This is a genomic window from Nocardia sp. CA-119907 (assembly GCF_050955995.1).
In the GTDB taxonomy this organism is placed as follows: Bacteria; Actinomycetota; Actinomycetes; order Mycobacteriales; family Mycobacteriaceae; genus Nocardia.
The window spans coordinates 6,092,919-6,107,608 of the sequence record NZ_CP192091.1; the positions used below are offsets into that span (position 1 = coordinate 6,092,919).

The following is a 14,690-nucleotide window of genomic DNA, read 5'->3' on the forward strand; positions in this document are numbered from 1 at the left end:
GTGGTTCCTTACGCGAGGTGAGCGGGGAGGGCCGGGTTAGGCGAAGGTGACGCCCTGGGCCAGGGGCAGTTCGGTGGAGTAGTTGATGGTGTTGGTGGCTCGGCGCATGTAGGCGCGCCAGGCATCGGAGCCGGACTCGCGGCCGCCGCCGGTGGTTTTTTCCCCGCCGAAGGCCCCACCGATTTCGGCGCCCGAGGTGCCGATGTTGACGTTGACGATGCCGCAGTCCGAGCCGTCGGCGGCGACGAATCGTTCGGCTTCACGCTGGTCAGTGGTGAAGATTGAGGATGACAGGCCTTGCGGCACCGCGTTGTGCAGGGCGATCGCTTCGTCAAGGGTCTGGTAGGTGAGGACGTAGAGGATGGGTGCGAAGGTTTCGCGCTCGACGATGGCGGTTTGGGTCGGCATACGCACGACTGCAGGCTCGACATAATAGGAGTCCGACGTGCTTGTACGGCGATTGCCGCCGACCATCACCTGGCCCCCTTGGGCCGCAGCCGCGGCCAACGCATCAGTCATCGCCACATAGGACTTCCCGTCGATTAGCGGCCCGACCAATGTGGTGTCGGCGAAGGGGTCGCCAATCGGCAGACGCGAATAGGCCTCCACGATTCGGCGGAGCAGTTCTTCGGCGACGGTTTCGTGCACGATGAGCCGTCGCATGCTGGTGCAGCGCTGGCCAGCGGTACCGGCGGCGGCGAAGACAATGCCGCGGGCGGCCAGGTCCAGGTCGGCGGACGGGGTGACAATCGCGGCGTTGTTGCCGCCGAGCTCAAGAATGGTGCGGCCGAATCGGGCGGCGATTCGTGGGGCGATCTGCTCGCCCATCCGCTCGGACCCGGTCGCGCTGATCAGCGGCACCTTGGGGCTGTCGATGAGCGATTGTGTATCCGCGGCGCTGGCGGAAATGGTGACGTTGAGATTGGCCGGGGCACCGCAGTCCGTAGCGGCCCGATCGAACAGGGCGGAACACGCGGCCGCGGTGAGTGTGGTCAGTTGTGCCGGCTTCCATACCACGGTGTCGCCGCAGACGATGGCCAGCGCGAGGTTCCATGACCACACCGCGGCCGGGAAGTTGAACGCCGAGACGACACCGACGACACCGAGCGGGTGCCACGTTTCCATCAGACGGTGCCCGGGCCGCTCCGACGGCATGGTCCGTCCGTCGAGCTGGCGAGACAAACCTACGGCGAAGTCGCAGATGTCGATCATCTCTTGGACTTCACCCAGGGCCTCGGAGCGGATCTTGCCGACCTCGATGCTGATCAGGTTGGCGAGATCGTGCTTGTGTTCGGTGAGCAGCTGACCGAGCCGTTTGATCAACGCACCACGCACCGGCGCCGGCACGTTGCGCCACTGCAGAAACGCCTCGTAGGCCGCATCGATTGCCGCCTCTACCGCGACGGCATCGGCGGCCGGGAAGTCGAACAGATTCTCTCCAGTGATCGGAGAACGCGTCGTGATGGTGGTCTTCGCGGTATTCGCCTCGGTCTGCATGGCTGTGAGATCGACGCCGCAACGCTGCAGGCTCTCGCGAGCCAGATTCCGCAGCTGTTCAGTGGCCGGCGTGGCGATGGTGTTGGCGACTGTGGTGCTCATCGGATGACTCCTTGTTGGGTGGTGGGAAGATCGAGATCGATAGGGCCGTTGATGCCCAGGTCACGCGCGACCTGGGTCAGCGAGGCGCGGCGGACGCCGTCGTAGAGTGCGTACGGGTCGTGCAGGGTGCGTTCGACGATTGCTTCCATCCATGCCGCGTCGATCTCGGCGCTGGTCTGAGTGGGGTCCTTGTGACCATCGCCGGTCAGGTTGGACTGGAAGATGCCGGCCGCGGATTTGGGCAGGAAGTCCTCGTAGACGATCGGTTGCTGGACGACCCAGCCGTGGTCGATCAACTCGGTCAGCGAACGGCCCGGCCCCCGGCCGTCGAGTCGTCTGTGCGGATCGGTACGGAAGGTGAAGTACGCCAGATCGTGCAGGGCCAGGCCCTGTTCGCTGGCCGGCACCCGTTGGTTCCACACCGCCGCCGCGAGTGCATTGCGCTGCGCGGCATCGACCGGCGCGGTCGCCGCCGCGGTAGCGATGGCGTGCTCGGTCTCAGCGGTGAGCTGTTCGTAGACCTGTCGGCCACGCGCGGTGACGGCGATACCACGCGCTTCGACTTCTCCGAATCGCACGCGCAGCGTGCCGGCGCTGATGCTGCCATCTGGATCGCGGAACCTGCGTGCTTCGGCCAGGGCGCGAAATGAGGTTTGGCGTAGCAGGAGGTCCGGGCCGTGCCAACGTGGCGGGCCTTGGATGGCGTCGATCATCTCGATTCCGCGCGAAGCCATGCGCCCGTACAAGTCGTCGATGTCCAAGACCCGCGGGGTGAGGTGATTGATGTGGGTTGTGGTAACCCCGCCGATGTCGGCGGCCACGGACGATACCTGTTCGAGTTCTGCGTACCAGGCGCGGTCGACCGGTTCGGCCGACAATGCGAAGGCGGCAGTGGCCAGATCGAGGAATCGCTCGGCGTCAATGGTGTCGAGCCCGTGGTAGCGCTCGGCCCGGTCGGCCAGGGCCAGCAGCTCGGGCGGGAACAGCGTGCGGCGGGCCAGGAACGCGTCCAGCCTCCGTTGGAGATCAGCGTTGAAGAATCGGCGGTCGGAGGACACCAGCAGAGATGTGAATACCCGAAACGGGTTGCGTGCCAATTCTTCTGGGGCAATCGGCCGGAAAGCGGTCGATACCACCGGCACCGAACTGGAAGCAGCTTCCCGCAAGTCGTAGAACCCGACCGGGAACATGCCCATCGCCGCGAAGATGCGCGCGACCTGCGCCATTTCCTGCGGTGTGCCGACGCGGATGGCTCCGTGCCGTTCGGCGGTGACACGGGCGATGGATCCCAGCCGCTGGGCCTCGGCACCCAAATGTGACAGTGCGGTGTCGTTAACGGCCTGGGAGACGTCGACCAAGGTCGTGTAGGCAGGCACTTCCCGGCCGTACAGGCCCGAGAGCCGACGAGCGAACTCGGCGCGCAGCTCCCATTGCTGGATGATCGGCATTCGGTCAACTCCAAGGTCGGAACTGAATTCGGATGTGCGACCCCAGTGGAGCGTCCACCGTCCCGGGCCGGGCACGATCGCAGTGCGGTGGCGTCCCGCTGGGGTCGCACATCGAATACTTCCGCCTCCAATCGGATAGCGCCAGCGAGAGTTTTTGCCCATTATTGTTTAGAGTTTCTATATGAGCTTGAATTTGGCGCAGCTGGCCGCGCTCCGTGAACTCTCGCTGTCGGGAACGATGGCCTCTGTCGCCCAGAAGCTGGGCTACACCCCGGGCGCGGTCTCCCAGCAGATCGCTGCGCTGGAGAAAAGTGTCGGTGCGGAACTAACGATGCGCATTGGTCGACATGTGGTACTGACCGACGCCGGATCGGTACTGGCTGAGCACGCGGAGCGAATCTTGCGCGCCGAGCAGCACGCGCTCGACGCGGTCCGGGCAGTGGGCGCCGAGGTGGCCGGGCCGTTGGTGCTCGGCACCTTCGGTAGTACCGCGGCCGCACTGTTGCCGCCCGTTGTCACCGCGACGCACAACCGCTATCCCGAACTCGACCTGACCAGCCGCGAACTCGACGTCGACGAGGTCGTCGCCGCGGTGCGCCGCCGCGATGTCGACGTGGCATTTGGCCTGGACTACCCCAATACGCCGATGCCGCGCGATCCCGATGTCGAAATGATCACCCTGCGCACCGAACGCCTGGGTTTGGCCGTCGCCGTCGGTGCGTACGGAATGCGCACCGACACCCGCATCGATCTGCGAGATACCCAGGACTGGGTGTGGATCATGCCGCCGCCCACCACTCCGTTCGGACACGCCCTGCGCACCGCCTGTCGGCACGGAGGCTTCGAGCCCCTGGTCCGGCACGAAGTCGCCGACACCGCCGTAGCCCTCGCACTCGCCGGCCGCGGGCTGGGTGCCACCTTCGTCACCGACATGATGGCTGAGCTCAACCCCTCGGTCCCGATCGTGCGTGTTGGCCTCGAGCAGGACCTCACACGGAAGATCGTGCTGATCCGCTTGGCGGGGGCGGATCAGCGTCCCACGGTCAACGCGATCACGACCGTCACACGCTCAGTCCTCGACTCCTCACCCGCCCGCCCGTTGTCTGCCGATTGATCCGGGAGCGGCGTCTACGCCGAGCGCCACAGACGAGAACCACGACCGCGGTCTGCGATACCGAATGGACACCCCGACGGGAAGCTTGGATTGATCGTACCGGTCATTGGGGATCGGAGGGTTCCCCGTTCTCTAGCACGGTGGAAAGTAGTTGCGCAAGGTGTATCCCGTGGCGAGAGGTCAGATCAGCCAGCTGGGTGCGGCAGGAGTAGCCGTCGGCCAGGATGATCGCATCAGCGTCGGCGCCATCCACCGCGGGCAGCAGCTGCTGTGCAGCGACGGCAGTCGACACCTCGTAGTGGCCCTTCTCTACACCGAAGTTCCCGGCCAGACCGCAACACCCTCCCAGTCTCTGCACTCGCGCCCCCGCTCGAGCGAGCAGCGCCGCGTCGGCGTCCCAACCCATGACCGCGTGGTGATGGCAATGCGGTTGCGCCACAACGGATGTCCCTGTCAGAGCAGGCGGCTCCCAGTCGCGGTCGGCGAGCAGTTCCGCCAGGGTTCGAGTAGCCTGCGCCACCTGTTCGGCCGCTGATGTGCCCAGCAGTTCGCTGGCATCCGAGCGTAGGACTCCGGTGCACGAGGGCTCGATGCCGACGATCGGGATGCCCGCACGGACGTCGGCCGCGAGGGTCTCAACGGTGCGCCCGAGGATCCGTTTCGCCGCGGTCAGTTGTCCGGTGGAGATCCAGGTCAGTGCGCAGCACTGCTGCCGTGCGGACAGGATCGGCCGGTATCCCGCTGCCTTGAGCACTCGGACGGTCGCCTGGCCTACTTCGGGTGTGAAGTAGTTGGTGAACGAGTCGACAAACAACAGGACCGGATCGCCGGAGCTCGGGCGGTCCCCGGCAGTGTGGGCGAACCACGCTCGAAACGTTTGCGGCGCGAATGGTGGTATCTGCCGCCGCGGATCGACACCGGCCAGCACCAACGCCGTTCTGCCCATGCCAGGAATGCGCATCATTCCGTTGGCCAGAGCAGGGGCCCGGCGGGCAAGGCGCGCCCATCGCGGTAGCCAACCTAGGGAGTAATGTGTTCGTGGCCGGATCCGGCCACGATAACTCTGATGAAGCACTTCGGATTTGAAGGTGGCCATATCGACTCCGGTCGGACAATCCGAGGCGCATCCCTTGCAGGACAAGCACAGATCCAGTGCCTGGTGCACCTGCTCCGATCGCCAGCCATCGCGCACAGCCGAGCCGTTGATCATCTCCTGCAGTACCCGTGCCCGACCGCGCGTCGAGTCCTTCTCCTCGCGGGTGGCCTGATAGGACGGGCACATCACCCCGCCGATTCCGGTGTTGTCCGCGCGGCATTTGCCGACCCCGGTACACCGATGTACGGCCTGCGAGAAATCGCCACCATCGTGGCCGTAGGCGAACGCCAGCCCGCGACGAACTGCCGACGCCGCGGGTATCCGCAGGTCCGCATCGATCGGCTGCGGGTCGACCACGATCCCGGGATTGAGGATGTTGTCCGGGTCGAAGACATGCTTGACCGCCGCGAACAGCCCCAACGCCTCCGGCGAGTACATCAGCGCGAGCAGTTCACTGCGGGCCCGGCCGTCGCCGTGCTCACCCGAAAGCGACCCTCCATATCCGGCGACGAGTTTGCTTGCTGCAGTGAGGAACTCGCGAAAGACTGTCTTGCCCTCAGGTTTGTCCAGCGGGAGGTCGAGGCGAATGTGCAGACATCCGTCACCGAAATGGCCGTAGGGCAGGCCGGTCACACCGAACTCGGCCATCAAGGCTTCGAAGTCACGTAGGTATGCACCGAGCTGGGCCGGCGGGACGGCCGCGTCTTCCCACCCAGCGTGTGCAGGTAAACCGGCCGGACTGCGGCCCGCTAAGCCCGCTCCGTCAGCGCGGATCCGCCACAACTGCGCCGCCTTCGCGGTATCGGCCACGACCAAACTGTCAACCGCTCCACATGTGGCTCCCACACGGCGCGCCGTCGCGAGCGCCTCGCCGAGGCCATCGCTGACGACCTCGACGAACAGCCACGCTGCCCCGCCCGGCAATGGGGGGACCGCTGCGGATCCACGTCGGGCACGAACCACATCGACGATCCGGGAATCGATGGCCTCACAGGCGGTCGGTCCGAACGCCAACACCGCCGGTGCCGCATCACCGGCCGCCGCGATATCGGGATATCCCAGCACGACCAGCACTCGATGCGCTGGCTCGGAGACCAAACGCACGGTAGCTTGCGTCGTCACCGCCAGCGTGCCCTCACTGCCGACCAGCATGCGCGAGACGTCGAATCTGTTCTCGGGCAACAGATGTTCCAGCGCGTACCCGGACATCTGACGGCCGAACCGGCCCAGCTCCGTGCGGATCGTCGCCAGCCCTCCGTGTGTGAGGTCCCGCAGTGCCGACAACGTCGACGATCCGGCCGGGCTTCCGGCGGAAGGCAGGTGGAGTAGTTCGCTACCGCCGGTGACGACCTCGAGGCTGCTCACGTTGTCGGAGGTGCGGCCGTATCCGAGCGTTCGGGACCCGCATGCGTTGTTGCCGATCATCCCACCGACGGTGCAGCGGGTGAAGGTCGACGGATCCGGCCCGAACCGCAACCCGTGTTCGGCAGCGGCCTGTTGCAGCACGACCTGCACGGTCCCCGGTTCCACCGTAGCCGTCCGAGCCTGCTCGTCGATCGAGAGCACCCTGCTCATGTGCCGGCTGAAATCGAGCACCACTCCGGCGCCGACAGCGTTGCCCGCTACCGATGTTCCACCGCCTCGCGCGGTGAGCGGAACCCCTTCGCGACGACAAATCTCGATCGCCGCAGCGACCTCCTCACCATGACGTGGACGCACCACAACCATCGGCCGAACCCGATACAGGGAGGCATCGGAGGAGTATGCGGCGCGGGTGGTGTCATCGGCCAACACATCACTCACGCCGGAGCGGCGCAGCTCACGGGCTAGGGACTCGACAGCAATCATGTCGTAGCATGCTACACATTCGTAGCATGCTACGGCTACCGGCAATTGTTAGAGTGGCCTCGTGGCTGATGACGTTCTCAACCTCACCCCGCTACCGCCCTCGACCGGCCGGCGCATGGAACAGGTGGTGACGGCTGTTCGCTCCGCCATCGACGACGGCCACATGCAACCGGGCGTGAAGTACTCGGTGTATCAACTCGCCGACATCCTCGGCGTTTCACGCACCCCGGTCCGCGAGGCCCTCCTGCGCCTGGAGGAGGTCGGTCTCATCAAGTTCGAGGCGCGCCAGGGTTTCCGGATCGTCCTCCCACAGCCCCGCGAGATCGCGGAAATATTCGCTGTCCGACTCGCGCTGGAACTACCGGCGGTACGAAAGGCTGCGACGCTGGTAGATGCGGCCCTCGCGCGCGTGCTCACCGACCAGCGTCAACTGATGCACACCGCCGTCGTGGCAGCCGACGAGGCGTCATTCTCGCGCCACGACCTCGAACTACACGATCTGATCCTCGCCGCCGCCGGTAACAACCGCTCGCGTACCATAGTGGCTTCCCTGCGCGAGACCACGCGCCTGCTCGGCGCCTCCACCGCTCACGCCACCCGCAGTCTCCGCGACATCGAGCACGAGCATGATCCGATCCTCGCCGCCATCATCGATGGCGATCCGGACCGCGCCGAAGAGGCCATGCGTATCCACCTCGTCAACACCGGCAAACTTCTTGTGCGACAAGCGATCCGCGACGGCAAACAGCTGTACGCGGATGATATCTGGGCGAACGCCGTCAGTTAAGGCATACCCGTTGTCATCCCCCGACTGCTCCAGTGGACTGGGGCCGGGTTGCCGAAAAGAAAACCACGGTTCCAACGAGCAGGCTCCTGGATGAACCACCGCGAGCACGATTCCAATCCGGAATCGTCGCTTGCCAACACGGTCTTGGACAATGAGGCGACCGCAAGCTTAATGTGACGTAACCCACACGAGGTAGATCACACGATGGCAACCTTCGCGGGAACGGCCGAAATGCATTTCGGTCACAAGCCCAGACGATATCGGCGATGCACAATCGGCGTCGATCGTCGCGGTAACAAGAATCAGACACAACGTCCAGACTTCCTCGGCCAACTCCATCAACACCACCGCTGTTGATTCAATTTGCGCTACAGCGAACTGGCACTGATTCGCCGAACAGTTATTCATATCCAAGAGCGGTCGATGCGGTACACACCGCCGCCGTTGGCCGATGCCAACAGAAAGCGCGTGCGTACGTCTCTCGTCCCCGAAAAGGACCTCTGTTTCCCGCGGGGAAGCACGAGAGAAAGGAAGGGTCATGCCAAGAGAACGAATAATGCAGGGCATGCCGGATGGGAAACTCCCCTGCTGTCTCGAATGCGTATGTGCAGAACGGAGCGAATGATGGGCCGCAACAAAGTAGGGCTACGAGGGCGGCTTTGCATCCTGGCAACCATTTCTATTGTGGCGGCAGCTGTGACAGCTGGGTGCGGGGGGCAGTCGAGCAGCTCGGCCGTCTCCTCGGACCTGAGCGCGCGGATCGACAGACTCGTACAAGCGCACCAGGACGCCGGGCTGTTCCCGGAAGTGGTGGTCGCGGTCAACGATCCCGAGCACGGGAGCTATGTGCACGCTTACGGCACCGCGGATGTCGCAACCCACCGCGCAGCGAGCGTCAACGACCACTTTCGGATCGGCAGCACCACCAAGTCCTTCAACGCGACGGCCGTCCTTCAGCTCGTCGACCAGGGCAAACTCTCCCTCGACGATGTAATCGACAAGTACGTCCCCGGCATACCCAACGGGTCGACTATTCGCATTCGCGACCTGCTGGGCATGCGAGGCGGCTTGTACGACTACGTGGGCTACCCCGAGTGGGCAGCACAGGGATACCTGAAACAGCCACCGGCGGTGAACGATGGGGACTTGCTGCAGGCAATCCGAGCCAACCCTGGAAACAAAGACGTGCCGCCGAACACTCAGACCGACTACTCCGACGCCAACTACTTCTTGTTGGGGCTGGTCATGGAGAAGATCACCGGTAAGCCCGGGCGAGATGTGTTCAATGACCTCATCGCCCAGGTAGGTCTGCACGACACCACCTATCCGGCCGATGCATCCATGCCATCACCGGAAAGCCGCGGATATGTATACGACAGCAAAAAGCTGGCTGATTACACATCGCGGTCGACGTTGCAGTACCCCTATTCCTCCGCAATCATTTCCACCGTACCCGATCTGGCCAAGTGGATGTCCCAACTTGGCTCAGGTGCTCTACTGAAACCCGAAACCTTCCAGGCGCAGACCCAATATACAACCATGGTCGACGGTGTTTCGAAATATGGATTCGGAGTCCGCTCCTTGGGCAAATGGATCGGCCACGGGGGCTTGATGATTGGCTACACCACTGCCATGGGCTATTTGCCCGAAAAGCATGCGACCATCGTGGTCGCAGCAAATCTTACGAAGGTCTACGATCCTTTCGTGGCGCAGTGGATGCCTATGGATGCCGGTTTGATATGGAACGATTTGGTTGAGGAGCTCTATCCGGGCACCGGCCCGCTCAAATCCTTTCCGTCGAATGTTCCCGATCCGGCGCTCCCGACGGCGGCAGATTTGAATAGCCAACTGCAGCAGGCGCTCGATCCGAATATTCCAGCGGCGCAGAAGACGCTGCGAACAACGACAGACGCGCAAGATCCGGACGCCATTGACCAACTCGCCCGTGGGAGCGCTGAACTCGGCATGCACATAAACATCGAGAAGGTGAACCAACTCCGGCACGGCGCGATCATGGCGACAGGCACCGCCACAAACAACGAGCACACGGGACCGATTGAGATCCCCCTGGAAGCCAAAGATGGGCAATGGCGACTTACCGGTAGCTGGGCGAAATGTATCACTATCCGGGGAGAAGGGCCGTTCTCTCCAAAGTGCCTATAGCGCCGTCAAACCCTGTTCCGCACGATCCAAATCTGATCCTCGGCTGACGTCGACGATCAGTGCGGATGCCATGATCGGCACCCCCGGTCGGGGGGTCGCAGGTGGCGCGGTCGGCTGCGTTCTCGGCGCCATCGCTGGCCGCGGTCGTCACTGACGCGCAATTCGGGTAATCGCATGCGGTCCTTGTGCGCCTACTCGAGTTGGGCGAAATACAACGGCGGCGGCGTGAACCAGACCAGCAGTTTCAACTGCGTCACCGGTTCCTGAACCAGCCGAAGTGGCCGGGCGGCAGGCTGCACATCGGACATAGCCCGTGCACCAACACATCCGCCGTCACTGACTCATCACAAACCTCACGCCGGGGTTGATCCCGCTACACCGCACGAATTGAAAGCGCGATGTAGCGGGGCCAGCCCGCCACGTCTACCCGAGCCGGCGGTAACGACCGAACCCGTAATTACACGACCGACCAGTACATATGACAGACCTTTCGTCCAGGAGCTCTTCGATGAAAACCACAACACGTCGCGGTGCCGCCGCGGCGATGCTGAGCATCAGCGCGCTGATCATCCCTACGCTGACCGCCGCCGGACCCGCTCACGCTAATACGTTTGTTCCTCTGCCCGATGGCACGAAGCAGGGCCCCAACGGTGTGGTGGTCACCCGTACCGGTGAGCACGCCACCATTTCTCCGTCGCTGGCCGACAACGGCGCCGGACGCACCGTGTGGGTGTCGGGCAACGCGATCGCCGATGTCCCCGATACTCCCGAGACCAAGCCGGGTCCGTGGAACGGGCCGAACAACGCGCCGGGGTCGAACAATTCGTCCACGCACGGGAGTTCGATCATCGATACCGGGTACATCGTGGGCTGCCAGGTCAACATCGCCTCCGACGCCATCTCCGCCGGAGTCTCCGGCAATCTGAGCCTGACCGGCGGAAACGTGGGCGGGTCGATCGGGCTCAAGCTCGGTCCTGGTCAGGTGGCGTTCGTGGAGATCGATTCCAAGGACATCACCAAGCCCGGTCACTATTCGGTGGAGTACCAGGACGTGCAGATGCAGATCCAGAACTGCGCCGGCTACGCCCAGGCCCGCGCCTACACCGTCGTCGAAATCGTGGGCGACAACTACTCCAAGACCACCCTCTACGGCCAGCCCTTCTCCATCGGCTGATGGTCGCGTTGTTCCCCAAATCCTTTCCGCCGCACGTGATTCGCCAGGACCTCTCATGAACATCTCCCACAAGACCGTCCACGCCGCGGGCATCAGCGCGGTCGCCGCTGCCGCGCTCGTACTGCTGACCACCCCACCCGCCGCCGTTGCCGACACCGTGGTGCCGTTGCCGGGCGCGGATCTGACCAAGACCCTCTCCGACGGCACCGTCGTACACGTCTGGCTCGACAACGAGTCCGCCAACATCAACCCCTCCATGGGCGCCACCCCGCTGCATCGCAACGCCTGGACAACCGGCACCGCCCACTTCGCACTCACCCCCGGCAACACCACCACCGCGGGCGCGCTCATCAAACCCGGGTACGTCGTCGGCTGCCAGGTCGCCATCAACGGCGGCGGCGTCAACGGCGGCCCCACCGCCGGAGTCACCGTCGGCTCCAACGGCAGCGTCACACCCTCCCTGTCGGGCAACGCCGGCGCCAACCTCAGCCTCGGACCCGGCCAGGCCCAATCCTTCTACATCCTCGACCTGGAAAAGGCCGACGGGTTCGGCGCCGACACCCACAAAACGCACAACTGGGTCAACGGCACCAGCGGCTCGGTCGCCTGGGCCGATGAAACCATCGGCCTGAGCGGCTGCGCCGGATACGCCCAGGCCCGTGCGTTCGTCTCCTACGAGATCGACACCGACAACATCACCAGCTGGGTCACCATCTGGGGCCAACCCTTCAGCATCGGCTGACACCACGCGCGACCTACCGACACGGGACGCGTTGCCGCCCAAAACCTTCTGCGCGGCAACGCCATCCGCAGCAGAACCCTACGGCGCCGGTCGGTGCACAACCAGAAATCCGGGCAGCACTCTTGAACGCTCTTGTCCTTCTCACTGCGCTGCTCATGGCGCTCTACCTCGGCGCCGCATGGTTGACCAGCGGTGCCCACGAAACCCGACTCACCGACCGTGCCTACCGCTCCCTCCGCCGATGGCGAGCGATCCTCGCACCACCACACCGGTCGCAACAACGCCGCGCGCCCCTCGGCACCATGGTGCGCCCCGGCGATGGCCGGAGCAAAAACACCCGCGCCATCCTCTGACCCATATCCGGATCCGACCCAGTATCAACGGTCTTCCACCGAGCAAGGAGACACAGTGCCCATGCACCGTATCGGTGTGATCGGTGGCGGCACCATGGGCGCCGGCATCGCCGAAATCGCCGCCCGCGCCGGCAGTGACGTCCTGGTCCTCGAACGCGACACCGACACCGCCTACCTCGCCCGCGCCCGCATCGCCCGATCCCTGACCCGCGCGGTCGAGACCGGCAAACTCGACCGCGACCTCGCCGACCAAGCTGCGGGCCGGATCACCCTCACCACCAGCCTGGACGACTTCGCCGACCGCGATCTGGTCATCGAGGCCGCACCGGAAATCGAGGAACTCAAGATCGGGTTCTTCACCAAGCTCGACACCATCGTCGCCCCCGAGGCGATCCTGGCGACCAACACCTCCTCCATCCCGGTCATCCGTCTGGCGGGCGCCACCGCCAACCCCGGCCGGGTGGTCGGGGTCCACTTCTTCAACCCGGTCCCGGTGCTGCCGCTGGTCGAGATCGTCGTAACGCTGCACACCGACCGCGCGGTCGCCGACAAGGTCACCGCCTACACCCGAGACGTGTTGGGCAAACGCACCATCGAATCCAAGGACCAGGCCGGATTCGTCGTCAACGCGCTGCTCATCCCATACCTGTGCGCCGCGATCCGGATGGCCGAGTCCGGGTTCGCCAGCATCGCCGACATCGACGAGGGCATGGTCGCCGGCTGCGCGCACCCCATGGGCCCGCTACGCCTGACCGACACCATCGGTCTCGATGTCACCCTCGCCATCGCCGAATCGCTGCACACCGAATTCCGCGAACCCCACTACGCCCCGCCAGTCCTGTTGCGGCGCATGGTCGACGCCGGCTACCTCGGCCGCAAGACCGGGCGCGGCTTCTACAGCTACTGACCGCACGCTCGAAGCTGCCTTTGCCCAACAGGTTTCGGTTCCAGAGTCGAGCAATTGGTGCTCTGGAACCGGCGGGACGCGGGCTCGGTCAAACCCTTCGCACCGGGCCCGCACATCGTCGCCGGGTTGCCTGCAACAGCCCGGCGACGATCCCCCGAACCGAGCATTCAGCTCGACGAAAACAACACCGCCCCACCGCAAACCGAGACCCTCATGAAACCTGCCTCGCCCCTCACCAACAACATGGCACTGACGCAGTGTCAGCCCACCGAGCCGGATGTAGCCGTCCGCGTCCACCGGGCCGCCATCGACAGTGAATGCCTGGCCGATGTTCGGGTCGGTGTCCGAGCTGGATGCGTGTTGTCGTGCGTTGAGACGGGCCGGCGGCCGGTAGTGTCGGCGCTGATGGTCCAGCGGCCGAACCGGGCGAGTATCGACACCAGGATCGTCCATCCGCTGCTGCGTGGCACGGTCGGGCTCGGGTTGGCGATGTGGGCGCGGATCGCCGACCACGGTCGGTTCGAGGGCATGCTGTGGCTCGGTGGTTTGCTCGATCGTCCGGCTGCGGCGCTCGCGCCGCTGCGAGGCACCAGGCGCCGGATGGTGCGGTTCGACAAATTCCGGGCCGAATGGGTTGTGGCACGAGGATCGCGATCCGCGGCGGCGGGACTCGGCGCTGTTGTATTTCCATGGCGGCGGATTCGTCGGTGGCGGCCTGAACACCCACCGGCGCATGGTGGCCAAGATCGCGCAGGCCAGCGCGATGCCGGCGCTGAGCGTCGATTACCGGCAATTACCTCAGGCGCATCTGACCGACACGGTCGAGGACGCGGTCGAGTCGTATCGGTACCTGCTCGAGCAGGACTTTCCGGCCGATCGCATGGTCGTGTCCGGTGACTCGGCAGGCGGTGCGCTCGCCTTCCGGCTCGCTTTGGCGGTGCGCGAGCGGGGACTGCCGATGCCCGGCGGCATCTCCGCTCTCGCCCATGGGCCGATCTGGGCCCGGCAGCACGTGACGCTCACCCGAACCGGCTCGCGATTCCTACATTCCGGCCCGCGCTTTGGAGGTCATCGCCCGCTGCGGCTTTGCCGCTGACGGCGACCTGGACCCGGCTTGGTCGCCGGTCAACGCTGATTTCACCGGCCTGCCACCGGTCCTGATCCAGGTCGGCTCCACCGAATGCCTGCTCCCGGACGCGGAGATGCTGGCCCGCCGCTGCGCCGAAGCCCGGGTTCCGACGCTGCTGCAGATCTGGGACCGCGCCCCGCACGTCCACCACGCCAGCTCCGATCTGCTCGCCGATGCCCGCGCAGCGATCAGCGACCTCGCGCAATTCCACCAGCAGGTGGTAACGGGCCGAGTTCCGTCGACCGCATTTCGCCACGCCGGCTGACCATGGCGGATGACATGCGACGATACCCCTCACCCGAACGAGTGCCTTCCTGCTCGGACCCCAAC

Annotated in this window: 12 protein-coding genes; 9 read left to right on the plus strand and 3 right to left on the minus strand. The window is 64.9% G+C overall.

Features of this window, described 5'->3' with window-relative positions:
- Window positions 1-36: 36 nt before the first annotated feature.
- Both amaB and hglS read right to left on the minus strand, forming a co-directional pair.
- Window positions 37-1,599, minus strand: a complete 1,563-nt coding sequence (amaB, locus tag ACQP2D_RS26900) for an L-piperidine-6-carboxylate dehydrogenase (RefSeq protein WP_433678698.1) — start codon at window positions 1,597-1,599, stop codon at window positions 37-39.
- On the minus strand, window positions 1,596-3,047 hold the full coding sequence (gene hglS, locus ACQP2D_RS26905) for a 2-oxoadipate dioxygenase/decarboxylase (protein WP_433678699.1): 1,452 nt from the start codon (window positions 3,045-3,047) through the stop codon (window positions 1,596-1,598). Before hglS ends, amaB begins: the two co-directional genes overlap by 4 nt.
- 181 nt (window positions 3,048-3,228) lie before the next feature.
- Between hglS and ACQP2D_RS26910 the strand changes: the two genes are divergently transcribed.
- Entirely contained in the window at window positions 3,229-4,161 is a 933-nt protein-coding gene (locus ACQP2D_RS26910) for a LysR family transcriptional regulator (protein ID WP_433678700.1), read from the plus strand.
- Window positions 4,162-4,264: 103 nt separating this feature from the next.
- Here ACQP2D_RS26910 and ACQP2D_RS26915 read toward each other — a convergent pair whose 3' ends face one another.
- Window positions 4,265-7,105 carry an FAD-binding and (Fe-S)-binding domain-containing protein gene (locus ACQP2D_RS26915; RefSeq protein ID WP_433678701.1) on the minus strand — a complete coding sequence of 947 codons (2,841 nt, stop codon included), beginning with the start codon at window positions 7,103-7,105 and terminating at the stop codon, window positions 4,265-4,267.
- A 61-nt stretch (window positions 7,106-7,166) separates the two neighbouring features.
- Between ACQP2D_RS26915 and ACQP2D_RS26920 the strand changes: the two genes are divergently transcribed.
- From ACQP2D_RS26920 to ACQP2D_RS26955, 8 genes are all read left to right on the plus strand, one after another.
- A complete protein-coding gene (locus ACQP2D_RS26920; RefSeq protein WP_433678702.1) occupies window positions 7,167-7,892 on the plus strand; it encodes a GntR family transcriptional regulator in 726 nt (241 codons plus the stop codon).
- A 624-nt stretch (window positions 7,893-8,516) separates the two neighbouring features.
- The gene (locus tag ACQP2D_RS26925; protein ID WP_433678703.1) at window positions 8,517-10,055 is read left to right on the plus strand and encodes a serine hydrolase domain-containing protein; all 1,539 of its coding nucleotides are present in this window, start codon (window positions 8,517-8,519) and stop codon (window positions 10,053-10,055) included.
- A gap of 508 nt (window positions 10,056-10,563) precedes the next feature.
- Window positions 10,564-11,229, plus strand: a complete 666-nt coding sequence (locus tag ACQP2D_RS26930; RefSeq protein WP_433678704.1) for an MspA family porin — start codon at window positions 10,564-10,566, stop codon at window positions 11,227-11,229.
- Window positions 11,230-11,284: 55 nt separating this feature from the next.
- The gene (locus tag ACQP2D_RS26935; protein ID WP_433678705.1) at window positions 11,285-11,971 is read left to right on the plus strand and encodes an MspA family porin; all 687 of its coding nucleotides are present in this window, start codon (window positions 11,285-11,287) and stop codon (window positions 11,969-11,971) included.
- 122 nt (window positions 11,972-12,093) lie between these two features.
- Entirely contained in the window at window positions 12,094-12,324 is a 231-nt protein-coding gene (locus ACQP2D_RS26940; protein ID WP_433678706.1) for a hypothetical protein, read from the plus strand.
- A 61-nt stretch (window positions 12,325-12,385) separates the two neighbouring features.
- Window positions 12,386-13,231 carry a 3-hydroxybutyryl-CoA dehydrogenase gene (locus tag ACQP2D_RS26945; RefSeq protein WP_433685775.1) on the plus strand — a complete coding sequence of 282 codons (846 nt, stop codon included), beginning with the start codon at window positions 12,386-12,388 and terminating at the stop codon, window positions 13,229-13,231.
- 541 nt (window positions 13,232-13,772) lie between these two features.
- Window positions 13,773-14,327, plus strand: a complete 555-nt coding sequence (locus tag ACQP2D_RS26950) for an alpha/beta hydrolase fold domain-containing protein (protein ID WP_433678707.1) — start codon at window positions 13,773-13,775, stop codon at window positions 14,325-14,327.
- Window positions 14,293-14,625, plus strand: coding sequence for an alpha/beta hydrolase (locus tag ACQP2D_RS26955; protein ID WP_433678708.1), 333 nt, complete (start codon window positions 14,293-14,295; stop codon window positions 14,623-14,625). The genes ACQP2D_RS26950 and ACQP2D_RS26955 overlap by 35 nt, the downstream gene beginning before the upstream one ends.
- The last annotated feature ends 65 nt before the right edge of the window (window positions 14,626-14,690 follow it).

Coding starts and splice junctions, on each gene's coding strand:
- ACQP2D_RS26930 (WP_433678704.1), top strand. CDS start 10,564: ATGAAAACCACAACACGTCGCGGTGCCGCCGCGGCGATGCTGAGCATC.
- ACQP2D_RS26925 (WP_433678703.1), top strand. CDS start 8,517: ATGGGCCGCAACAAAGTAGGGCTACGAGGGCGGCTTTGCATCCTGGCA.
- ACQP2D_RS26910 (WP_433678700.1), top strand. CDS start 3,229: ATGAGCTTGAATTTGGCGCAGCTGGCCGCGCTCCGTGAACTCTCGCTG.
- ACQP2D_RS26945 (WP_433685775.1), top strand. CDS start 12,386: ATGCACCGTATCGGTGTGATCGGTGGCGGCACCATGGGCGCCGGCATC.
- amaB (WP_433678698.1), bottom strand. CDS start 1,599: ATGAGCACCACAGTCGCCAACACCATCGCCACGCCGGCCACTGAACAG.
- ACQP2D_RS26915 (WP_433678701.1), bottom strand. CDS start 7,105: ATGATTGCTGTCGAGTCCCTAGCCCGTGAGCTGCGCCGCTCCGGCGTG.
- ACQP2D_RS26935 (WP_433678705.1), top strand. CDS start 11,285: ATGAACATCTCCCACAAGACCGTCCACGCCGCGGGCATCAGCGCGGTC.
- hglS (WP_433678699.1), bottom strand. CDS start 3,047: ATGCCGATCATCCAGCAATGGGAGCTGCGCGCCGAGTTCGCTCGTCGG.